This window comes from Streptomyces sp. NBC_01506 (assembly GCF_045040295.1).
Lineage (GTDB): Bacteria > Actinomycetota > Actinomycetes > Streptomycetales > Streptomycetaceae > Streptomyces.
Genome location: NZ_CP109422.1, coordinates 4109866 through 4131720, shown reverse-complemented (window position 1 = coordinate 4131720; position 21855 = coordinate 4109866). Strand labels below are relative to the sequence as shown.

General features: G+C 71.2%; 18 protein-coding genes. 13 read left to right on the top strand and 5 right to left on the bottom strand.

The features are described 5' to 3' along the window. Positions 1 to 40 precede the first annotated feature (40 nt). Positions 41 to 3826 carry a hypothetical protein gene (locus OG329_RS17890; protein WP_405796297.1) on the bottom strand — a complete coding sequence of 1262 codons (3786 nt, stop codon included), beginning with the start codon at positions 3824 to 3826 and terminating at the stop codon, positions 41 to 43. A gap of 97 nt (positions 3827 to 3923) precedes the next feature. Here OG329_RS17890 and OG329_RS17885 point away from each other — a divergent pair, with 97 nt between their 5' ends. The 4 genes from OG329_RS17885 to OG329_RS17870 all read left to right on the top strand — a co-directional run bounded on the left by OG329_RS17885 (position 3924) and on the right by OG329_RS17870 (position 9741). Further along, positions 3924 to 5561, top strand: a complete 1638-nt coding sequence (locus OG329_RS17885; protein ID WP_405796295.1) for a hypothetical protein — start codon at positions 3924 to 3926, stop codon at positions 5559 to 5561. Positions 5562 to 5675: 114 nt separating this feature from the next. Further along, entirely contained in the window at positions 5676 to 6368 is a 693-nt protein-coding gene (locus tag OG329_RS17880) for a GntR family transcriptional regulator (protein WP_405796293.1), read from the top strand. An 11-nt stretch (positions 6369 to 6379) separates the two neighbouring features. Further along, positions 6380 to 8929: a glycosyltransferase gene (locus tag OG329_RS17875; protein ID WP_405796292.1), complete on the top strand. Its 2550-nt coding sequence runs from the start codon at positions 6380 to 6382 to the stop codon at positions 8927 to 8929. A gap of 161 nt (positions 8930 to 9090) precedes the next feature. After that, on the top strand, positions 9091 to 9741 hold the full coding sequence (locus OG329_RS17870) for a hypothetical protein (protein ID WP_405796290.1): 651 nt from the start codon (positions 9091 to 9093) through the stop codon (positions 9739 to 9741). A 62-nt stretch (positions 9742 to 9803) separates the two neighbouring features. Here OG329_RS17870 and OG329_RS17865 read toward each other — a convergent pair whose 3' ends face one another. Continuing rightward, a complete protein-coding gene (locus OG329_RS17865) occupies positions 9804 to 10247 on the bottom strand; it encodes a hypothetical protein (protein WP_405796289.1) in 444 nt (147 codons plus the stop codon). Between the two features lie 90 nt (positions 10248 to 10337). Continuing rightward, positions 10338 to 11174 (bottom strand): SLATT domain-containing protein, encoded by an 837-nt coding sequence (locus OG329_RS17860; protein ID WP_405796288.1) that lies wholly within the window; start codon positions 11172 to 11174, stop codon positions 10338 to 10340. A 272-nt stretch (positions 11175 to 11446) separates the two neighbouring features. Here OG329_RS17860 and OG329_RS17855 point away from each other — a divergent pair, with 272 nt between their 5' ends. The 4 genes from OG329_RS17855 to OG329_RS17840 all read left to right on the top strand — a co-directional run bounded on the left by OG329_RS17855 (position 11447) and on the right by OG329_RS17840 (position 14349). Next, positions 11447 to 11782, top strand: a complete 336-nt coding sequence (locus tag OG329_RS17855; RefSeq protein ID WP_405801891.1) for a YbaB/EbfC family nucleoid-associated protein — start codon at positions 11447 to 11449, stop codon at positions 11780 to 11782. Between the two features lie 94 nt (positions 11783 to 11876). Further along, positions 11877 to 12476, top strand: coding sequence for a recombination mediator RecR (gene recR, locus OG329_RS17850; RefSeq protein ID WP_405796287.1), 600 nt, complete (start codon positions 11877 to 11879; stop codon positions 12474 to 12476). Then, entirely contained in the window at positions 12469 to 13134 is a 666-nt protein-coding gene (locus tag OG329_RS17845) for a DUF5063 domain-containing protein (protein WP_405796285.1), read from the top strand. Before recR ends, OG329_RS17845 begins: the two co-directional genes overlap by 8 nt. A 75-nt stretch (positions 13135 to 13209) precedes the next feature. Continuing rightward, positions 13210 to 14349 carry a Fic family protein gene (locus OG329_RS17840; protein WP_405796284.1) on the top strand — a complete coding sequence of 380 codons (1140 nt, stop codon included), beginning with the start codon at positions 13210 to 13212 and terminating at the stop codon, positions 14347 to 14349. Positions 14350 to 14368: 19 nt separating this feature from the next. On the opposite strand, the gene OG329_RS17835 is transcribed toward OG329_RS17840, so the two are convergent. After that, positions 14369 to 14698, bottom strand: coding sequence for a hypothetical protein (locus tag OG329_RS17835; RefSeq protein WP_405796283.1), 330 nt, complete (start codon positions 14696 to 14698; stop codon positions 14369 to 14371). A gap of 324 nt (positions 14699 to 15022) precedes the next feature. On the opposite strand from OG329_RS17835, the gene OG329_RS17830 reads away from it, so the two are divergent. Both OG329_RS17830 and OG329_RS17825 read left to right on the top strand, forming a co-directional pair. Next, positions 15023 to 16072: a hypothetical protein gene (locus OG329_RS17830; protein WP_405796281.1), complete on the top strand. Its 1050-nt coding sequence runs from the start codon at positions 15023 to 15025 to the stop codon at positions 16070 to 16072. 50 nt (positions 16073 to 16122) lie between these two features. Further along, positions 16123 to 16701: a Uma2 family endonuclease gene (locus tag OG329_RS17825; protein WP_405796279.1), complete on the top strand. Its 579-nt coding sequence runs from the start codon at positions 16123 to 16125 to the stop codon at positions 16699 to 16701. 236 nt (positions 16702 to 16937) lie between these two features. On the opposite strand, the gene OG329_RS17820 is transcribed toward OG329_RS17825, so the two are convergent. Further along, positions 16938 to 18212, bottom strand: coding sequence for a M20 family metallopeptidase (locus OG329_RS17820; RefSeq protein ID WP_405796278.1), 1275 nt, complete (start codon positions 18210 to 18212; stop codon positions 16938 to 16940). Positions 18213 to 18388: 176 nt separating this feature from the next. Here OG329_RS17820 and OG329_RS17815 point away from each other — a divergent pair, with 176 nt between their 5' ends. The 3 genes from OG329_RS17815 to OG329_RS17805 all read left to right on the top strand — a co-directional run bounded on the left by OG329_RS17815 (position 18389) and on the right by OG329_RS17805 (position 21585). Then, positions 18389 to 19051 carry a dihydrofolate reductase family protein gene (locus OG329_RS17815; RefSeq protein ID WP_405796276.1) on the top strand — a complete coding sequence of 221 codons (663 nt, stop codon included), beginning with the start codon at positions 18389 to 18391 and terminating at the stop codon, positions 19049 to 19051. Positions 19052 to 19258: 207 nt separating this feature from the next. After that, positions 19259 to 20530: an aspartate kinase gene (locus OG329_RS17810; protein ID WP_405801890.1), complete on the top strand. Its 1272-nt coding sequence runs from the start codon at positions 19259 to 19261 to the stop codon at positions 20528 to 20530. Next, positions 20527 to 21585 carry an aspartate-semialdehyde dehydrogenase gene (locus OG329_RS17805; RefSeq protein WP_405796275.1) on the top strand — a complete coding sequence of 353 codons (1059 nt, stop codon included), beginning with the start codon at positions 20527 to 20529 and terminating at the stop codon, positions 21583 to 21585. The genes OG329_RS17810 and OG329_RS17805 overlap by 4 nt, the downstream gene beginning before the upstream one ends. Positions 21586 to 21855 lie beyond the last annotated feature (270 nt).

The following is a 21855-nucleotide window of genomic DNA, read 5'->3' as shown; positions in this document are numbered from 1 at the left end:
GCGATGAGCGGGGGCCGGGCGGGCGCGACCGTCCGGCCCCTCATCGGCACGTCTCGCGGTAGGTGAGCGACGGGAGATGGGTCCGCCAGGCTGTCCTGGTCAGGCCGCCGCCCGCCCGCTCGCACACCGTCTCGGCGATGCTCGGTGGCGTGAGCGTGAAGGCGCGCGTCGTCGCACGCGGGGTCGTGACACGCAGTTCCGTGCCGCTGCCCGTGCCGCTGTCGGCGAAGGCCACGGCCAGTACGGGGCCGTCCACGGTCGGCAGCGGCGCGCCCGCGCTCGTCGGCGCGGCCGTCTCCCAGAACCGCAGCGTGCCCTCGGCGTCGCCGACCGCGATCCTGCTTCCGTCGGCGGAGAAGGCGAACGACGGCCCGATGTCCGGCCTTCGGCCGCTGCTTCCCGAGCTTTCGGTGAGTACCGCGAGCCGCTGCCGCCCCCGGCCGTCCCACACGGTGACCCGGCCGTCCATGTCGCTCACGGCGAGGAACCGCCCGTCCCGGCTGAACACGGCCTTGTCGATGACGCCCTCACCCGCCAGGACGCGGGTGGGGCGCAGGGTGGTGGGGTCGATCAACTCGTTGTCCCTGGTGAGGACATGACCCTTCGGGCCGATGGCCAGGACGCTGCCGACGTCGGTAGCGGGGCCGGTACCGGGGCCGGGGCCCGTACCGGTCGGCCAGCGCTCCAGCACGGTACGCGCCAGGTCGGACGACCCGGGCGGGTGGACGGTACGGCTGACGACGGCGTAACGACCGTCCGGCGCCAGGCCGATGCCGCTGATGTCATCGATGCTGTCGACGCCCTTGCGCAGGCGGTCGGTCCCGTCGCCCATCAGGCTCCGTACGACGACGGTGGCGTCCCGGCCGTCCCCCGTCAGGTACGCGAAGGTGCCGCTGTCCGCGCTGAACACCATCAGCGGCGGCGGGCAGTCGGCCCCGGCGCAGGCCCGCTCCGGCAGCGTGGCCCTGACCCGTCCGCTCGCGCCGTCCCGGAGCTGGACGCGTCCGCCCGCCAGCGTGGCGAGCGTCGTGCCATCGGGGCTGAACAGGGCGTCGGAGTAGGGCTGTTGGCGTACGGAGCGCGGTACGGCGCCCGCGAGTGACAGCGTCCTGACGACGGTCGCCGGGTCCGACCCCTCCTCGTAGCGCAGGACCCCGCCCTCGATGTCCAGCCGCAGCACGTTCGCGCCCCGCGTCGGGTGCCGCAGGACGGGCGCGGACAGGTTGTCGGTCCGCCATACCTGTACGGCTCCGTCGGCGGCGGTCGCCGCGTACGTACCGTCCGCGCTGAACGTGACGTCCGACGCCGATCCGATGGCGGGCTCGGGTGCCGCGACGTGGCGGCGCTCCTTGCCCGAGCGCGCGTCCCAGATGCGCAGGCCCGATGTCCCCGCCGCCGCGAGGGACCGGCCGTCCGGTGTGAAGCGGAAGGTCTGGTCGGTGCACAACCGCGTACCGATGCCGTCCGCCCACCGGGTGGGCAGCCTGCGCTCGGCACGTACGTCCCACACCTGGAGCCGTAGCGCAGCCGTACAGAGCGCCAACAACCCGTTGTCCGGGCTGACTTGGGTGTACGGCTCCTCCCTCGCCGACTGCGGGACACTGAGCAGCGCGCGGTGCCCGACCGGATCCCACACCTCGAGGGCGGGACGGTCCGGGGCCCGGCGGTGGACGACGAGCGTCCGGCCGCCGGGCGCGAAATCGACGTTGTACGCGGCCCCGCCGAACGGCCGGTCAGCGGTGAGCCTTCCCGCCGCCAGATCCCAGATACGTATGCCTGCCGACGTACGGACGGCAACCCTGCGGCCGTCGTCGCTGATGTCCAGCACCTTCGTGGCCAGCGCGCCCAGGCCCTGGTACGACGGGAGTTGGCGGTGCGTCGTCAGGTCCCAGCGCTCGACGCGGTCCGGGCGCGTCATCATCAGCGTGCGGCCGTCCGCGCTGATGTGGCGCCAGGTGTCGTTCGCGTCCTGCTCGAACGCGACCACGGGCGGCGCGGGGAAGGTGTCCACGTCGCGCTGCGCCGCCGCCTCGAAGAGGGCGGTGCGCGTCTCCGGCAGGTCGGCGATCCGCCAGGCGGCGACGCTCAGCCGTTGGGCGGTGCGCGGGTCGGTGACGCGCAGCGTGTCCGCGACGGCCGCGATCCGCCGCGCCTCGGCGTCCGTGGCCTGGCGGGAGTTGACGCGGCTCTGCTGCCAGGCGGTCAGACCGGCGACGGCGGCGAGGCAGAGCAGTACGGAGAGGGTGACGGTGAGGACGCGCAGCCGCCGGGTGGTACGGACGGCGGCACGCCGCACGCGGTCGTGCGCGCCGGTCGAGGCGAGCAGGAAGTCACGTTCGGTGGGGGTGAGTTCGCCGCGCCGTCCCTCATCGCCTGAGCCGAACGCCTCGCGTGCGGAGGCGAGTTGGGCGCCCCGGTACAGCGCGCCCGTGTCCCGGCCCAGCTCCTCCCAGGTGCGGGCGGCGGCGGTGAGCCGGCGGTGCAGACGCAGATGGTCGCGGTCCTCGTCGATCCAGCGTCCGAGCCGGGGCCAGCCGGTGATCAGGGCCTCGTGGGCGAGGTTCACGGTGGTGGCGTCGGCGGTCAGGAGCCGGGCGCGGACGAGCCGTTCGAGGACGCTCGCGATGTCCCCCGTACCGGCCGCGCTGTGCGGTGACGGGTCCAGCTCGCCGCGCTCCGCCGGGCGGCGGGTGTCCGGCGTGCCGTCGCCGGGGGAGACCAGCCGCAGCAGCAGCGTCCTGGCCGCCCGCGCCTCCGGCTCGGTGAAGCCCGCGTAGACCGCCTCGGCCGTATGCGCGATCGCGCCCTGCACGCCGCCGATCGCGTCGTACGCCGCCTCGGTGAGCGTACGGCCGCTGCGCCGGCGCCACGTCTCCAGCAGCGCGTGCGACATGAGCGGCAGCCCGCCGGGCTCGTCGGCGACGTCGGCCACGATGCGGGCGGTCAACGACCGCTCCACGATGAGCCGTTCGGCCGTCGCGGGACCGACGACCGCCTCCCGCAACTGGGCGGGCGACATGGGGCCGACGAGCAGCGTGGCGTCCTTGAGCGCGTCCGCGAGCGCGTGGTGCTCGGCGCACCGCCCGTAGAAGTCCGCGCGTACGGCGACGATCACGCGCAGACGGGAGCCGGGGGCGCGGGCGTGCAGCAGAAGCCGTATGAACTCGGCGCGTTCGGCCGGGTCGCGGCAGAGCGTGAACGTCTCCTCGAACTGGTCGACGATGACGACGGTTTCACCCGGCTCCTCGCCCGGCCGCAGCAGATGCGCGTGCGTCTTCGCCGGATGCTCGCCGGGCGTCAGGATCCGGATCGCCGCCGGGCGGGACGGGCCGGTCGATTCGCGCAGTACGGGTACGAGCCCCGCCCGCAGCAGCGACGACTTCCCGCTGCCGGACGCGCCGACGACGGCGGCGAAGCGGCGGCGGCCGGCCAGCGCGACGAGATCCGCGCGCAGTTCGTCACGGCCGAAGAAGTGCTCGCGGTCGTCGGCCCCGAAGCGCGCCAGACCGGGGTACGGCGCGATGCCGTCGCCGCCACCGGCTATGTGCTCGGCGGCGTCAGGTGCCTCGGCCATCGCCGCGCGCCAGCGCTGCTCCCACTCCGCGCGGTCCCCGCCGCAGGCACTCGCGTAGGCGAGCGCGACAGGCAGTGACGGCAGCCGGTCACCGGCGGCGGCGGCGGACAGGGTCGGCGCCGAGTAGGCGGCCTGCCGCGCCATCGCGCGGTAGGTGGGGGTGCCCGACGCGCGGCGCAGTTCGCGCAGGTCGTGGGCGAATCGCTGGACGGGCCCGCCCGCCGGATCGAGCGCTTTCTCCCGACGCCCCATGTGCCACCCCCGTTTCCGCGTCCCCGATCGGAGCGTAATGCGTGACGGGTGATTGATAGGCGCGGCGGGAGGGGGCTGCCCATCAATTCGCGGGCGGGTGGAGTCGGGGCCGTACCAGGTCCAGAGGCGGCGGAGGACGAGAACCGGCGCCGGTCGAACGGAGTCCGCCATCTCCACCTCCGCCGTTGTTCAGATTCGACCCGCTGTCGCCGAGCGGCCGGACGGGCCGCCACCCCCGACCCCGACCCCGACCCCGCGCCCGCCGTTCACCCGCTACGCGCATCTGCTCGCGCCCGCCGCCCTCGCGCTCGTACTCGGCCTGTGGGGCATCCGGCGCGCGGGCACGCTGTGGGCAGACGAGGCGGTGACGCTGGAGATCGCGCAGCGCGACGTGCCGGAGATCTGGGCAACCCTCGGCACCGTCGACGCCGTCCACGGCCTCTACTACCTCCTGATGCACGGCCTCTTCGCGCTGTGGGGCGACGCTCCGGGGCTCGTCGCCCTGCGCCTGCCCGCCGTCCTCGCGACGGCAGCGGCGGCGGCGGGCGTCGGCGCGCTCGGGCGACGGCTTGCCGGGATGCGGGTGGGGCTGCTGGCGGGGCTGGTGTTCCCGCTGCTGCCGGTGGTCCAGAGGTACGCACAGGAGGGCCGCTCGTACGCGTTGGTGTGCGCGCTCGTCACCTGGGCGACGTGGTTTCTGCTGCGCGCGGTGGACCGGCCGGGGCGCCGGCGGCTGTGGGCCGGTTACGCGGCGGTGCTGCTGGTGGCCGCGCTCCTGCACGAGTTCGCGGTGCTGGCGCTGTTGGCCCACGGGGTGACCGTGGCCCGTTCCGCCGTCCCGGCCACGGCGAGGCGGGCGTGGCTGCTCGCGGCCTGCGCGGTGGTGGCGGGGCTGGCGCCGCTGGGGCTGTTCAGCCTGACCCAGTCCGCCCAGGTCGACTGGATCGGCCCGCCGTCCACGCCGGAACTGCTGCTGTTCGCGGGCCTGTCGGTGCTGGGGGTGGTGTGCGCGTACGCCGCGTCGCGGGCCACTGGCACCCGTACTGCCACCCGTACCCCCACCCGTACCCCCACCCGTACCCCCGTCCCCCTCCCCGCCCTCGCGCTCCCCCTCCTCGTCCTCCCCTCCGCCCTCCTCATCGCGCTCTCGCCCCTGCGACAGCTCTACCTCGACCGATACGTCCTCTTCTACGCCGTCGGCCTCGCCCTCCTCATCGCCGCCGCCCTCGACCGGCTGACCCGCCTCCCGCGCCACCGGCCCGTCCGGTACGCGGCCACCGCCCTCGCGCTCGCGGCGGCGGCCGTCGCCCTCGTGCCTGTCGGGGTCCAACTGCGCGGCCCGGACAGCCGTAAGAACGACGTCGTCGCGATAGCCGAGGCCGTCCGGGAGACGGCGCGGCCGGGGGACGGGCTGCTGTTCATGCCCTCGCGGCGGCGGGTCTGGACCCTCGTACGGCCCGGAGACTTCCGTGGCCTGACCGACCTGGCCCTGCACCGCTCCCCGCGCGCCTCGCACACCCTGTACGGCACCGAGCTGCCCGCCGCCGAGATCCGCGAGCGGGTGCCGGACTTCCGGCGCGTCGTCGCGGTCCACGACGTGGCGGGCCAGCCGCTGGACGACACGGACCAGGAGGCGGCGAAGCGCGCGGCGCTGCGCGAGGGGTACGAGGTGTGCGGTACGCGGCGGGTCACCGGCGCGCAGATCACGGTGTACGCCCGCCCCGGCGCCTGCTGACCCCGCCCCGCCCCGCCCCGTCAGTTCCGCCAGTTCCGCACGTCTCCGCCGACCCGCAGGCCACAGCACTCCCTGGCTTAAGGTGAGCGAAGCCGGACGAGGGGACGAAGACCAATGCCCGCCAGCGGAGCTGTGACCCGCAACACCCTGCGGCAGCAGATCGCGGACGCACTGCGTGACGAGGTGCTGGCGGGGCGTTTACTGCCGGGCGAGGAGTTCACCGTCAAGCACATCGCCGAGCAGTACGGCGTGTCGGCGACCCCCGTCAGGGAGGCGCTGGTCGACCTGACCGCGCACGGGCTGCTCGACTCCGACCAGCACCGCGGCTTCCACGTCCACCAGTTCACCGTCCTCGACTTCCGCGCCATGGTCGAGGCGCGCTCGCTGGTCGCGGACGGCGTCTTCCGCCGTATCGCCGTGAGCGGTATCGGGCGGGTGCACTCGGAGACGCTGGTGTCGGTACGGCGCCGGGCCGAGGAGGCCGCGCGGGCGGCCAAGGGCGGGGATCTGGACATCCTGATCGGCTACGACCTGCGGTTCTGGCGGGAGCTGGCCGCACTCGTGACGAATCAGTACATCTGCGACTTCCTGCACCGGATGCGGGTCCAGGCATGGGTGTTCTCCGTGCCGTTCCTGCGCGGGGACGACGCCTGCCGCGACTGGCTGTGGAGCGGGCACGAGCAGTTGGTCGACGCGATCACGCTCGGCGACACGCAGGCCGCGCGCGCGGTCGTGGACGACTGTGACACGCACGCGCTGGCGTGGGCGGACCGGCTCGATCCGGAGCCGGGACGTCCGCGACGGTGAGTGGGTACGCGATGAGTCAAACGGAACCCGGCATACCCGACGGCGGTCTCGACGGCGGTGTCCGCACGGCTGCGGACCGCGACCTGAGCGTCGTCGTCCCCGCGTACAACGAGGAACGCCGGCTGCGCCCCACCCTCGACGCGATCCGCGCGCATCTGCGCGCCGACCCGGAGCGCTGGGGCGACTGGGAGCTGATCGTCGTGGACGACGGCTCGACGGACGGCACCGCGGCGGTCGCGGCGCGGGCGGCGGCGGAAGAACCTCGCGTCCAGGTGCTGACGAGCGAGGAGAACCGGGGCAAGGGGCACGCGCTGCGGCTGGGCGTCCTGGCGTCGCGGGGCAGGCGCGTACTGGTCACGGACGCGGATCTGGCGACGCCGATAGCGGAACTGGACGCGCTGGACGCGCTGTTGGCGTACGAGGACGGGGACGGGGACGGGGACGAACCGTACAGGGGTGAGGACGACCCTCCCGCCGCCGTGATCGGCTCCCGCGCCCTCCCCGACTCCCGCATAGACGTGCACCAGCGCCCCCTGCGCGAATGGCTCGGCAGGCTCGGCAACCGCCTCATCCGGCTCGTCGCCGTACGCGGCATACGCGACACCCAGTGCGGCTTCAAGCTGTTCGACGGCGACAAGGCGCGTGCCGCGTTCGCCGCCTCCCGCCTCGACGGCTGGGGCATCGACGTCGAGATCCTGCGCCACTTCCGCCGCGCCGACTGGCCGGTCGCGGAGGTGCCGGTGCGCTGGTCGCACCAGACCGGTTCGAAGGTCCGCCCGGCGGACTACGGCCGCGTACTGCTGGAACTCCTGCGGCTGCGCACCCGCACCCGCACCCGCCCCCGCACCCGCCCCGTGGATCTCGCCGTCGCCGCCTTCTACCTCCTCGCGTCCGTCCTCCTCTACAAGGGGCTGTGGACGGATCTCGACCGCGCGTATCTCGCCGACTCGATGCAGGACCAGAACCAGTGGGAGTGGTTCTTCGCCGTCACCGCCGACAACGTCACGCATCTGCGCAATCCCCTGTTCACCACGTATCAGGGCTATCCCGACGGCGTGAACCTGATGGCGAACACGGTCATGCTCGGCCTGTCCGTCCCCCTGACGCCCGTCACGCTCCTCTTCGGCCCGACCGTGACGTGGGCGCTGGTCCTCACGCTCGGGCTGACGGCGACGGCCGTCGCCTGGTACTGGCTGTTCGTGCGCCGCGTCACCCGCGTCCGCGCGGCGGCGGCGCTCGGCGCGGCGCTCGCCGCGTTCGCGCCGCCGATGATCTCGCACGGCACCGCGCACCCCAACTTCCTTGTGCTGTTCATGATTCCGGTGATCATCGACCGGGCGCTGCGACTGTGCGCGGGTCGCGAGGAAGGCGGACGTGTCGTACGGGACGGCGTCCTGCTCGGTCTCTTCGCGACGTACCAGATCTTCCTCGGCGAAGAACCGTTGCTGCTCGCCGCGATGGGGATGCTGATCTTCGCGCTGTCGTACGCGGTCGCACGCCCCGACGTCGCGCGCGCCGCGCTGCGACCGCTGCTGCGCGGGCTCGGTGTCGCGCTGGCGGTGTGTCTGCCGCTGGTGGCTTTCCCGCTGTACTGGCAGTTCTTCGGACCGCAGAGCTACCACAGCGTGCTGCACGGCGACAACGCCGGCAACAGCCCGCTCTCCTTCCTGGAGTTCGCCGGGCGCTCGCTGTTCGGCGACGAGACGCGCGCCGACCCGCTCGCGATGAACCGCACCGAGCAGAACGCGTTCTACGGCTGGCCGTTGACCGCGCTCGCCTTCGGCCTTGTGGTGTGGCTGTCGCGTTCAGCGCTGGTGAAGGCACTGACGGGCACGGTGCTGGTGGCCGCGCTGCTGTCGCTGGGGCAGCGGATCCGTATCCCGTTCACGGACGTGGTGCTGCCGGGGCCGTGGCGCGCGCTGGCGCACCAGCCGCTGTTCGAGTCGGTGATCGAGTCCCGGGTGGCGATGATCTGCGCCCCGGCGCTCGGCGTCCTGATCGCGCTCGCGGCGGCCCGGATCGCGGATCTCGAACCGCGTACGCACCGGGTGGTGGGGCTGGTCGCGGTCGCCGCCGCGCTGCTGCCTATCCTGCCGACGCCACAGCCGGTACGGGAACGGGCACAGGTGCCGCGCTTCATCACGGACGGCATGTACCGGGACTACGTCGCCGAGGGCGAGAGCGTCGTGCCCGTACCGCTGCCGAGCCCGGCCGACGCCGACGCGCTGCACTGGCAGTCGGCGACGGGCTTCGGCTTCTCGGTGCCCGGCGGCTACTTCAACGGGCCGTGGGGCCCGGACCGGATGGGCATCTACGGCGCGGCGCCGCGCTATACGTCGAATCTGCTGAGCGACGTCCGTTACGGCGGCCGGATCCCGGACATCGGGTCGCGCTGGCAGCAGCAGGCCGAGGCGGACCTGACGTTCTGGAAGGCGGGCGTGGTGGTGCTCGCTCCGCAGGACAACGACGAGGCGCTGTACGAGGTCACGGCGAAACTGCTGGGGCGGCCGGGGGAGCGGATGGGGGGCGCGTGGGTATGGGACATGCCGAGAGCGCGTTGACGGCGATCGGTGTCGGACGATCGGTGTTGGCCGTCTTCGCTGATCGCGTTCACCGCATTACGCTGACCCGACGGTCGGGTTCGTACGTACCTGCACGAACCTGACACAACCCGATAGAACCCGACGGAACCTGTTCGAACTCGTTGGAGAGCGAGCCTCCCTTGGCCTGTGACCTGTGGTTGGTCCCCCTCGTCGACGTGCTGTGCTACAGCCCCGACAACCCCTTCGCCGAAGAGATCGCCGTCTACGACAAGGCACTCGGCGACGCCGGGCTGCCGTCCGTTCCCGTCTTCGCCTACATGCCCGGTCTCTCCGGCGACGTGGCACCCGTCGCCGGCTTCGACTACGACGCGCTGCATTTCCTGCGCCGGGCGTATCTGCTCCAGATGTGCGGCCTGGCGGTGACACCGGTGGGCGAACTGGGCGGTGACTACGAACAGTTGCTGGAGATGTTCGAGGCGACGGCCCAGCAGTCGCATCTGGTCTGGCACTACGACCACGCGGGCGCGTACGTCCCCGTGGACTACGCGTCCCCGCTCACCAACGAGGAACTGCTGGCGGGCGGCGGCCCGCTGGGCTCGACGCAGGGACTGCTGCGCGAGCTGGAACTGGTCGCCCCGTCGATCGGCATCGACCCGGCCAACCCCCCGACCGCCCCGGCCCCGCCCCAGGGCCCCACGTCCCTGGAGGAACCGGCGGGCCCGATCCCGTACGACGACAGCCCCTTCGCCCGCGAACGCCACGTCTGGCTGGGCCTGCACGCGGCGGCGACGCGGAGCCTGGGCCAAGGCTCCATGATCATCTTTAGCTGACGAGCGCCGGGTGGGCGGGGGTGCCGGGGTTCACGTCTCCGCCCCTCCCGGCGCGCACCGCGTCACCTCGCGGCGAGGACGCCCGTCCGCGCGCGGACGTACGCGCTGCTGCGTCGCGCGAAGACCAGCGCGAGCCCGGCACCGGCGCAGCCGGCCGCGACGATGGCCAGCACCGAGTACGCGGTCCCCTGGTCACCCTTCGGGTGGACGATCTCCCACCACGTGTGGGAGAGCATGACGAACATCAGCAGGGGCGTGAGCACCGCCACGGTGATCCTGGCCTTGCGCCGCCCCAGGCCCGTCCGTACGGCGAACAGGATCAGCAGGAACAGCATCAACGAGGTGGCGCGGGCGAGTTGGGGATCGTTGCCGGCGACCGACAGCCACAGCATCGCGGCCACGAGGAGCAGAACGACGCCCGCGCTCATCACCCCCGGCCGAGGCGTGAACGCCCCTCCCGCGACGTCCCGCATGAGTCCGTCGGGTCTCTTCGCGACTTTGAACATGAGCGTTCCCCTCCTGGGGCGGCTTCCGGGAAACTCCCGGAGGGTACAGGGGACGGCGGACCCGGCGCCCCGCCACTCCCACCGCTACCGCTACCGCACGTCCGGCGGTCGTTGGCGGGGCATGTTCGGGCGGGCGCCCGGGGGGAGCGCGAAGCGGCCCGGGGGCAGCCCGGCGCCTTCCGCCCGCGCCGTACCCCCCATCGCCAGCGACTGCGTCACCAGCGGCGCGGGCCCGGCCCGGTGCTCCATCATCCAGTCCGCCGTCTCCGCCCGTACCAGCTCCGTGACGTCCTCCGAGAACCGCCGCAGCACCCCCAGGCACCGCTCCGCCGCCTCGCTCGCGGTGCCGTCCGACGGGCCGAGCACTTCCCGTACGCACTCCGACGCCCAGTCGTACTGGAGCGCCTGCAACCGCCGCTCCACCGCCTGCGCCGTCGCGACGTTGCGCATCCAGCCGGAGGTCAGCCCGAAATACCGGTCGCAGCCCAGGCAGGCGGCGGCCAGCAGCAGCGCGAGATAGCCCCAGCCGGTCGCCCCGCCCACCACGTCCGTCAGGTCCAGCAGCGGCAGGGCCGCGCCCGCGACGATGCCGAGCGCCGCCGTGGCCCGCAGGGCGCGGGCGCAGCGGCGTTTGCGTACGCGCTCCGCGCGGTAGCGGCCGACCGTACGCAGCGCGCCCGCCTCCGCCCACCGGTACAGCTCGTCGAGGCGCCGCGCGGGCTCGTTCCAGTCCCCGGCGGGGAAGGCGCCGGGGAGCGGGTCCCCGTAAGCGCCCCCTGACCCGCCTCCCGGCCCTGGCCCCGGTCCCGCCGCGTACGCCCGGCCACCGGCACCCGCGCCTCCGCTCCCGTTCACACTCCCCGGCGCACCCCGCGGCACGCCCTCGTCCCGGGCCGGCCCCCCGGGCTGCATGTCCGGCTGGCTCACCGGGGCACTCCTCTGCGTAGCTGTGTGACTGAACTGAGCGGAAGATGGAGACATGAAGACGTGGATACGAACGCGTACCGCACTTCCTACCGCCGAATGGTGGGCTCCGCGCCCGAAATCCGGGTGCTTCCACCGCACGGGCCCCGTGATCAGGTAGAGGAGCCGGGCACTCTCACCCGAAAGAGTTCGTTCCTGCGGGGTAGGGCGGGCCGCGTGGTGACCACGTAGGCTCGACCTGCCGAACAACCGACGTCGATATGCCAGGAGTGACCGTGATTCCCGGTGGTGGCCAGCCCAATATGCAGGACATCCTCCAGCAGGCCCAGAAGATGCAGCAGGACCTCGCGGCGGCCCAGGAGGAACTGGCCGCGACCGAGGTCGACGGCCAGTCGGGCGGCGGTCTCGTGAAGGCCACCGTCAACGGCTCCGGAGAGCTGCGCGGCCTCGTCATCGACCCCAAGGCGGTGGATCCCGAGGACACCGAGACGCTCGCCGATCTCGTCATCGCCGCGGTCCACGCGGCGAACGAGAACGCGCACCAGCTCCAGCAGGAAAAGCTCGGCCCGCTCGCCCAGGGCCTGGGCGGGATGCCGGGCCTGCCCTTCTAGCCGGGCGCCGCGGCAACTACCGTACGTACGACCCGAATGCAGGCGGCAACACCGGCAACACCGGCAACTCCGGCAACACCCGAAAGGCAATCCGTTGTACGAAGGCGTGGTTCAGGACCTCATCGACGAGTTGGGCAGACTGCCCGGCGTCGGTCCCAAGAGCGCGCAGCGGATCGCCTTCCACATCCTCCAGACCGAACCGACCGACGTCCGCCGCCTCGCCCACGCCCTGCTCGAAGTGAAGGACAAGGTCCGCTTCTGCGCGGTGTGCGGCAATGTGGCGCAGGAGGAGCGCTGCGGCATCTGCCGCGACGTGCGCCGCGACCTGACGGTCATCTGTGTGGTCGAGGAGCCCAAGGACGTCGTGGCCATCGAGCGCACCCGCGAATTCCGCGGGAAGTATCACGTGCTCGGCGGCGCGATCAGCCCCATCGAGGGCGTGGGCCCGGACGACCTGCGGATCCGTGAGCTGCTGGCCCGGCTCGCCGACGGTACGGTCACCGAACTGATCCTGGCGACCGATCCCAACCTGGAGGGCGAGGCCACCGCCACGTACCTCGCCCGCATGATCAAACCGATGGGCCTGCGGGTCACACGCCTTGCCAGCGGTCTGCCCGTGGGGGGCGACCTGGAATACGCCGACGAGGTCACGCTCGGGCGTGCCTTCGAGGGGAGACGACTTCTCGATGTCTGACGCAACGCTGCACTCCACCACGCAGGACCCGGACGACTTCGCGGTCCAGATCGCCGACCAGGTCGAGAGCTTCATCGTCGCGGTCACGGAGGTCGCGAAGGGCGACGAGCCGGACAGCGCCGTGCCCTTCCTGCTCCTGGAGGTCTCCCAGTTGCTCCTGGCCGGGGGCCGGCTGGGCGCGCACGAGGACATCCTTCCCGACGAGCGGTACGAGCCCGACCTGGGCCCGGAGCCGGACGTCGGCGACCTGCGCGAGCGCTTCGCGGCGATCCTCGAGCCGATCGACGTGTACTCGGAGGTCTTCGACCCGTACGAGCCCCGCAAGGCGCCGGTCCCGTGCCGTATCTCCGACGACCTGGCCGACATCGTCGCCGACCTGCGGCACGGCATGGCGCACTACCGCGCGGGCCGGACGACCGAGGCGCTGTGGTGGTGGCAGTTCTCGTACTTCTCCAACTGGGGCTCCACGGCCTCGGCGGCCCTGCGCGCCCTCCAGTCCCTGGTGGCCCACGTCCGCCTCGACCAGCCCCTCCCGGAACTGGACGGCCTGGACACGGACCAGGACCTGGGCGAGGACGCGCTGGCGGAGGAGGCGGGCAAGGTGATGGCACGGGAGCTGGGGGCGCTGGGCATGCGCAGGGTGGCGGACCCGGCGTAGGGGGCTGTCGGCTGTCCACGCGGGGCTTCGAGACGCCGCTGAGGCGTGATGATAGAAGCTGGGTATCATTGCCTCATGCTGTACGCAATGCCCCGCCTCGCTTCCGAAGATCGTCGCGTTCTGGAGCAGGTCGACACGATGCGCGACCAGCTCCGGTACGCGGTACAGCAGGTGCCTACGAAGTGGACGTTCGATCTGCGTAAGGCTCTGACGGCCAGCGCCATCGCCGCGTCGAACGCGATCGAGGGCTACAAAGTGCCCGCCGCTGATGTCGCCGACCTGCTGGACGGGGAGCGAGAGGTCGACGCGAGTGAGGAGAACAAGGCGGAGACGCTGGCTTATCAGCAGGCCATGACGTACATCCAGTCACTCCACGATGCCACCGACTTCCAGTACAGCAAAGAACTCCTGAACAGCCTGCACTGGATGCTCCAGGGCCACCACCACCCCCTCAGGACCGCTGGGCAGTGGCGAAAGAGCGCCATCCGCATTACCGCTCCCGGCGACGAACTCGCCACCGATTACGAAGGCCCGGACCAGGAGCTTGTTCCCGGTCTCATGGGTGAGCTGGTGGACTGGCTCAACACGGGCGACCTGGACAGTCATGTCCTTCTTCGGGCGGCGATGGCCCATCTGAACCTGGTGAAGGTCCACCCCTGGTCGGACGGGAACGGCCGGATGTCCCGCTCGCTCCAGACGCTGCTGATCGCGCGTGGCGGTGTTCTCGCCCCTGAGTTCTCCTCGATCGAGGAATGGCTGGGTATGCCGGGCAACACCTGGGAGTACTACAAGGTCCTGCGCGAGGTAGGGGGCCCCGTTTGGTCACCGGAACGCGACACCCTGCCGTGGATCAAGTTCAATCTCCTCGCCTACCACCAGCAGACTCAGCGCGTGCAGCGCCGGGTCGACCGCTCCAACGACTGCTGGGTGCAGCTCATGGACGAGACCGGAACGTACGGGATCACGGAGCGGCAGGTAACCGCCCTGCACGAAGTGGCGATGACCGGCCGGGTGCGGCGCTCACGCTATGAGAAGGCGGAGGCCATCAACGCTCAGCAGGCGACGCGAGATCTCCAGGCGCTGACCAAGGCTCGTCTGCTGACGCCGGTGGGCGTTACGAAGGGTCGTCACTATGTGGCGGGGCCTCGATTCCCGGAAGGCGTTCTGGCCACTGCCCGAAGGCACCACACGATCAGCAACCCGTACGCCGCGTAGGAGTTGCACGGCGACGCCGCTACGCGTAGGTCGTGACGACCGCCATCAAGAACGTGCCCTGCGCGGCCAGTTGGACGAGGTAGGCCGTCCCGCGCGCCGTGCGGTGCGGGGCGAGGAGGACCGTCAGCCAGGCGGCACCGGCGACCAGGAGGCTTCCCTGGTACAGCCAGCCGGGGGTGCTGCCGCAGTTCTCGTTGTAGCCGATGCACCGGCCGGCCTTCTCGCCGGTGAGGGCGACGAGCCCGGCCAGAACCGTCGCGGGCACCATCAACAGCGCCGAGACGGTGGCCCACTTGCGGAGTCGGCGGGTGGCCTCGGCTTCGGCGGTGGTGGTGAGGTCGGCGTTCATGGTGTCGATCCAAGCGGGCGGGGGAGCCCGTCACATGAGTCCGGCTACTCAGGGGCGATGAGTGACATCGCCGCGATTTCCGCCATCGTCCCAGGTCGCCCCGGAGCTTGAGCCTCGGGCTTCGAGCCCCTTTTTGATGAGTGGGTGGGTGAGGGTGGGAACCACCCCCCCTACCAAGCCCCCCGCTGACCAGCCGGTATGACTTTCTGTGGTCAGTTGCATCAGAGCGTATTGACGGTTTAGCGTTCGTGGCATTAAGCGGCCCCGGTAGGTGCACCAACACCAACTCCGGGGCCTGACCAGCGGATCGAACGGAAGTCGATCGTGGATTCCACAGAGCTTAGTGCCCCCCTGCGCGCGCCCGCACACCCCCTGGCCAAGCCCGGCTACGGAAAGCGCTCCGCACCCGACCAACTCCCGCGTACCGGCGCCGATTTCGCACATCTGCGCACGAGGGAAGCGGCGATCGCCGCGTACATCGATCGTCTGAGCGAGGGCTCCGCGATCGGGTACAAGGCCCTCGCGGCCAATGTCGCCGACTACGGGCAGCAGGCGTGTGCCAAGTCGCTCAAGTTCCTTTCCCAGGCTGGTCACTTGAGGCTGGTGAAGGAGCACCTGGCCGTCGCGGACAACAGCCTGCGGTGGGTGACGCGCACGTACTTCTCGCGTACGGCGAGGGACGAGGCGTGGTGGAAGGCGTACGTGCAGAGCCTGCGCGGCGTCGACCTCACGGAGCCCGTACGGGAGGCGGAGTCCGAGCCCGAGCCCGTACGGGAGGCCGAGCCCGAGCCTGAGCCCGTACGGGAGGCGGAGCCCGTACGCGAACCCGCGCCCGCGCCCTCCCTCGCGTACCGCACCCTCGCCCGGCTCGGGCGTACCGAGCCCCGTATGACCCTGTCCGCCGCCGAGTGCGCCGCGCTCGAAGCGCTTGCCGAGGAGTGGTTCGCGCGGGGCGCGACACCCGACCACCTGACCCGTTCACTGACCGGCGGGCTGCCGCACCCGATGTACAGCCCCGCCGCGATCGCCCGCAGACGACTGGAGAACAAGATGCCGCCCGAGCCGTACCAGGAGCCCACCCACATCACCCGAGCCGTGATGCTCTGCATCGGCTGCGAGGAGCCCGAGACGGTGGTGACGCTGATCGGAGGCGTGTGCGTGGAGTGCTTGGAGGAGATGGAGGCGTACGACGCGGCCGAGGAGACGGGGCGGGTCATCGACGCGATCCCCGACACCTTCCGCGCGGTCCCCGCGAAGGTGGAGGTGGCGCGCCGCGCCGACGAACTCCGCGCGGCGGCCGGCCTCAAGTCCCGCCCGATCCCCCGCCCGACCCACGGCGAGTTCGTCTGGCCCCTCCCGAGGAGGGCCGAATGAGCGTGCAAGAGATCTCGGTCGGGGCACCATGGAGGGGAGGAGGCGACGCCATGACCCCCAGGACCACCGACCGGCCACAGATGTCCGTCGACGAGTTCGAGGAACTTGCCCGACGTGCGCCAGAGATGGTGCGGCTGGAGTTCATCAACGGAAAGGTCCAGGTCAAGCCCGTGCCGGACGGTAATCACGGCGAGATTGTCATGTGGCTGCTCGAACAGTGCATGCACAAGCGGCCGGACCTGCGTCTCTACCCGGAGCAGGGGTTGAAGGTCGACGCCTACCGCAAAGGCCGCGCACGGCCCGACGGCGCGCTCGCGCCCAGGGAGAACTTCGTCGGACAGGGCGAGTGGGCCGAGCCCACCGGAGTCCTGATGGCTGTCGAAGTCACCTCACACGACACCGACACCAACAGGCGGGACCGTATCGACAAGCGCGACGGCTACGCGGCAGCCGACATCCCGGTCTATCTCCTCGTTGACCGCGATGCCTGGTCTCTCACCGTGCACGCGGAGCCGAAGAACGGTGAGTACCGAAGCACGAAGACGTACGACTTCGGCGATGTCGTCCAGGTCCCCGACCCTGTCGGGATCACGCTGGAGACCGACAAACTCAAGGACTATGCCCAGTGACAAGCGCGCCGATAACGCCCGCCGCGTCACTGTCGAGATCGATGAAGAGTTCCTTGCCGATACCCGCACCGTGTTCGGTGCGGATACCGACGAGGAAGCGGTCGGAGCAGCCGTGATGGACGCGTCGAAGCGCCTGCGGCGGCAGGAGTTCTTCGCGGCGATCGACACTGGGGAGATCGACCTGACGGCCACCCCAGCCGCTGGGTCGCCGAGCCCGGAACGGCGGATCAGTCGGCCTAGGCGGCGGTGCGGTTCGCCAGCCAGCCCGTCATCGCACGTGTGGCGAGGCCGATCGCTCCTTCGTCCGGGGTGAAGTCGGGGAAGTGCGGGAAGCTGGTGGTGATCGGTGAGCCGGGGGTGCGGACGCCCAGGAAGGTGAACGTGCCGGGGACGTGGTCCAGGTAGAGGGCGAAGTCCTCGCCGTTGTAGGGGAAGGCGGCGTGGAGCCGGGTGACCGCCGTGCGGTCGAGGGCCCTTCGCAGGTGGCGGGCGAGGACGAGGGCGTCGCGTTCCGGGCAGACCATCGCCGGGAACGGGTCGGCGGGGAAGCTCACACCAGTCCCGGAGTGGGTCATGGCGAGTCGGCGGATGTCCTCGCGTACCTCCACGTACCGCTCCTCGGGCCAGCAGCGGTAGGACACACTCACCTTGGCCTCCTCCGTCCAGGCGCGGAGGTTCACGAATCGGGCCAGCGGCCCGTCGGGCGTCTGGACGTCGGTGATCAGCCGCTCCAGTTCCTCGGGCGTCTCCGGGGGTGTCACCGTCGCGAGCGCGCCCAGCTCGACGGCCAGTCGCCGCGCGGCGTCGGGTGCGTCCGGCCCGGAGAGGGTCACCTCAGCCCTGTCCTGGCCCGGCAGCCCGAAGCCCGGGGTCACGGCGAACCGGCCCACCGGGAACGGCCCGCAGTGCAGCGCGTGGATCTCCTGGATGCCGTAGTCCTCCAGCACGCCCGCGTCGATCATCGCGCGGGCCCCGCTCAGGGTCTCCTCGGCGGGCTGGAAGACGAACACCACCGTTCCGCTCAGCCGCTTCCGCAGTCGCGCCAGGACCTGTGCGATGCCGATGGCCACGGCCGTGTGGACGTCGTGCCCGCAGAGGTGGGCCGTCGCCGGGCCGCCGCCGATGATGTCCTCCGGCGGAACCGCGTCCATGTCCGCCCGGTACGCGACGGTCCGGCCCGGACGCGCACCCCGCAGGACTGCGACCACGCCGTGACCGCCCACCCCGGTGGTGACGCGCAGCCCGGCCGCCCGCAGCTCCCGGGCCACCACAGCGGCGGTGCGCGCCTCCTGGCCCGGCGCGTCGGGGTGCAGATGGATGTCCCGGCGCAGCTCGATCAGCCCGCGCTCCAGTCGCGCGACCTCCGCGTCCACCGTTTCCTGGTCCAGTGACCCTCCCCGTCCGCCGGCGACAGCCGTCCCCGACGTTCCCCACACGATGCCCGCGCCGGCTCCCGCCGCGCCGGTCAGCAACGTACGGCGGTCGAGGGTGTGCTTCATAGGACGATTCATCGGTACCGGTACCCCTTCGTGGTCCTTCACGTGGTTATCCCGGCACACACGATCGCCCCACGCGCCTGCCGCTGCCCATCCGGCGGGCACCCCGACAGCGCTGGGGATAACCCCAGCGGCCCAGCGCACCGCACCGCACCGCACCCCACCGCACCAGAGGAAGCAAGGCAGTCATCATGGCGAAACTCTCGTTGACCACGTTTGTCAGCCTCGACGGCGTCATGCAGGCACCCGGCGGGCCGGAGGAGGACCCCAGCGGCGGGTTCGAACTCGGCGGGTGGAGCTTCCCGTACGGGGACGAGGAGTTCGGGAGGTTCATGGCCGGGGTCCTCGGCCGGGCCGGGGCCTTTCTCCTCGGACGGCGTACGTACGACATCTTCGCCGCCTACTGGCCCAAGGTGACCGACCCCGAGAACCCGATCGCCTCCAGGCTCAACTCCCGCCCCAAATACGTCGTTTCCACCACCCTCGGGGCGGGCGACGAGTCCCGGTGGGCCGGTACCACCGTCATCGGCGGTGATCTCGTCAACGAGGTCACCGCGCTGAAGCAGCGCACGGAGGGTGAGCTTCAGGTGCACGGCAGCGGGCAGCTCGCGCGGTCGCTCATGGCGCACGATCTGATCGACACGTTCAATCTGCTCGTCTTCCCCGTGGTGCTCGGCACGGGGCGGCGTCTGTTCGCCGAGGGCGCCGTACCGACCGCGTTGCGGCACACCGGAGCCAGTGTCACGGGTGCGGGTGTCGCGATCCATGCGTACGAGCTGGCGGGGCGGCCCACCTACGGTTCGTTCGCGGACGAGGCGGCGGAGGCGGAAGGGGAGGGTGGGACAGGCGTGTGACCCGGCCCACGTTCCGCGTGGCCCTCGTCAGACCGGGCATGGATATCCACCGAGCAGCCGCACCGCTTCCTTCGCCGCTCACTCCTTGATCAAGGAGTGAGCGGGGCATCTCACGATGTGATATTTCTGAAGCGGAATGCGGCTGCTCGTTAGACTGAGCCGACCGCAGTGATGAACGACTGCGGCATGACTGATCGAGGAGCGCACGTGGGCCTTGTCGTGCAGAAGTACGGAGGCTCCTCCGTTGCCGATGCCGAAGGCATCAAGCGCGTCGCCAAGCGAATCGTCGATGCCAAGAAGAACGGCCACCAGGTGGTCGTCGTGGTATCCGCGATGGGCGACACGACGGACGAGCTGACCGACCTCGCCGAGCAGGTGTCCCCGATCCCCGCGGGTCGGGAACTGGACATGCTGTTGACCTCGGGGGAGCGCATCTCCATGGCGCTGCTCGCCATGGCGATCAAAAGCCTGGGCCACGAGGCCCAGTCGTTCACCGGCAGCCAGGCCGGAGTCATCACCGACTCGGTCCACAACAAGGCGCGCATCATCGATGTCACGCCCGGCCGCATCCGTACGGCGCTGGACGAGGGCAACATCGCCATCGTCGCCGGATTCCAGGGTGTGTCGCAGGACAAGAAGGACATCACCACGCTCGGCAGGGGCGGTTCGGACACCACGGCCGTCGCCCTCGCCGCCGCGCTGGCCGCCGAGGTCTGTGAGATCTACACGGACGTCGACGGCGTCTTCACCGCCGACCCCCGTGTCGTGCCGAGGGCCCGGAAGATCGACTGGATCTCCATCGAGGACATGCTGGAGCTGGCGGCGTCCGGCTCCAAGGTGCTGCTGCACCGCTGCGTCGAGTACGCACGCCGATACAACATTCCGATCCATGTCCGCTCGTCCTTCTCCGGACTGCGCGGCACCTGGGTCAGCAACGAGCCGCAAGGGGACCAGCAGGTGGAGCACGCCATCATCTCCGGAGTCGCCCACGACGTCTCCGAGGCCAAGATCACCGTCGTCGGCGTCCCCGACAAGCCGGGTGAGGCCGCGGCGATCTTCCGCGCGATCGCGAACGCGGAGGTCAACATCGACATGGTCGTGCAGAACGTGTCCGCCGCGTCCACGGGGCTGACCGACATCTCCTTCACCCTCCCCAAGACCGAGGGCCGCAAGGCCATCGACGCACTGGAGAAGGCGAAGGGCACGATCGGCTTCGACTCGCTGCGCTACGACGACCAGATCGGCAAGATCTCGCTGGTCGGCGCCGGTATGAAGACGAATCCGGGTGTCACGGCCGGGTTCTTCGAGGCGCTGTCCGACGCGAACGTGAACATCGAGCTGATCTCGACATCCGAGATCCGCATCTCGGTGGTGACGCGTGCCGACGACGTGAACGAGGCCGTACGCGCCGTGCACACCGCGTTCGGACTCGACACCGAGTCCGACGAAGCCGTGGTCTACGGAGGCACCGGACGATGAACGGGCGCCCGACGCTCGCGGTCGTAGGCGCGACCGGGGGCGTCGGCGCCGTCATGCTCCAGATCCTGTCGCAGCACGCCGACGTCTGGGGCGAGATCCGCCTTCTCGCCTCACCCCGCGCGGCCGGCCGCAAGCTGGCCGTACGGGGCGAGCAGACCGAGGTCGTGGCGCTCAGCGAGAGCGCGCTCGCCGGTGTGGACGTCGCGCTGTTTCTCGTACCGGACGCCGTGTCCGCCCAGTGGGCACCCATCGCGGTGTCGCAGGGCGCCGTCGTGGTGGACGCCTCCGCCGCGTTCCGGATGGATCCCGACGTACCGCTCGTGGTGCCCGAGCTGAATCCGCATGCCGCACGGCTGCGCCCGCGCGGCATCGTCGCGAGTCCCGGCTGCGCCACGCTGTCGATGATCGTCGCGGTCGGCTCGCTGCACGCCGAGTTCGGGGTGCGCGAGCTGGTCGTGTCCTCGTACCAGGCGGTCAGCGAGGCGGGGCAGGACGGCATCTCGGCGCTGCGGCGGCAGATGTCGGCCGTGGCCGGTACGGAGCTGGGGACGAACCCCGGAGACGTACGGCGCGCGGTCGGCGACATCACCGGGCCGTTCGGCGGACCGCTGGCGCTCAACGTCGTGCCGTGGGCGGGCTCGCTCATGGCGGACGGCTGGTCGTCCGAGGAGATGGCGATCCGCGAGGAGACCCGCAAGGTCCTCGACCTGCCCGATCTGAAGATCGCGGTGACGTGTGTGCATGTGCCCGTGATCACCGTGCACTCGCTGGCCGTGCACGCGCGCTTCGAGGGCGAGGTCACGGTCGACCGGGCGCACGAGATCCTGGCGACGTCGCCGGGTGTGGTGCTGTTCGACAATCCGGCGGCGGGGGACTTCCCGACGCCGGCGGACGTGGTGGGGACCGACCCGACCTGGGTGGGGCGGGTGCGGCGCTCGCTGGACGACGAGCGGGCGCTGGAGCTGTTCGTGTGCGGCGACAACCTCCGGAAGGGCGCGGCGCTCAACATCGCGCAGATCGCGGAGGCCGTGGCCGGGGAGTTCACGGGCGTGTAGCGGGGAGTTCGCCGGGCTGTGAGTGGGGAGTTCACCGGACTGTGGCGGGGAGTCCGCCGGCCTGTGGCGGGGGCGGGGCGCGGGAGCGCGGGGTGGGCCGGTAGCGAGGAACCCGGACCGAGTTGGGTGTTCGACTCTTTGTAGAATCTGTGAACGCCCTGTGAGCAAATCGCTGGTCTGTGCCACTTGAACTGGGGTGTTCGGGTGGCGGACGATGCTCACTCGACTTTCCGCAACCGCCGGTTGACCGGAAGCGTCTAAGCGGTCGCC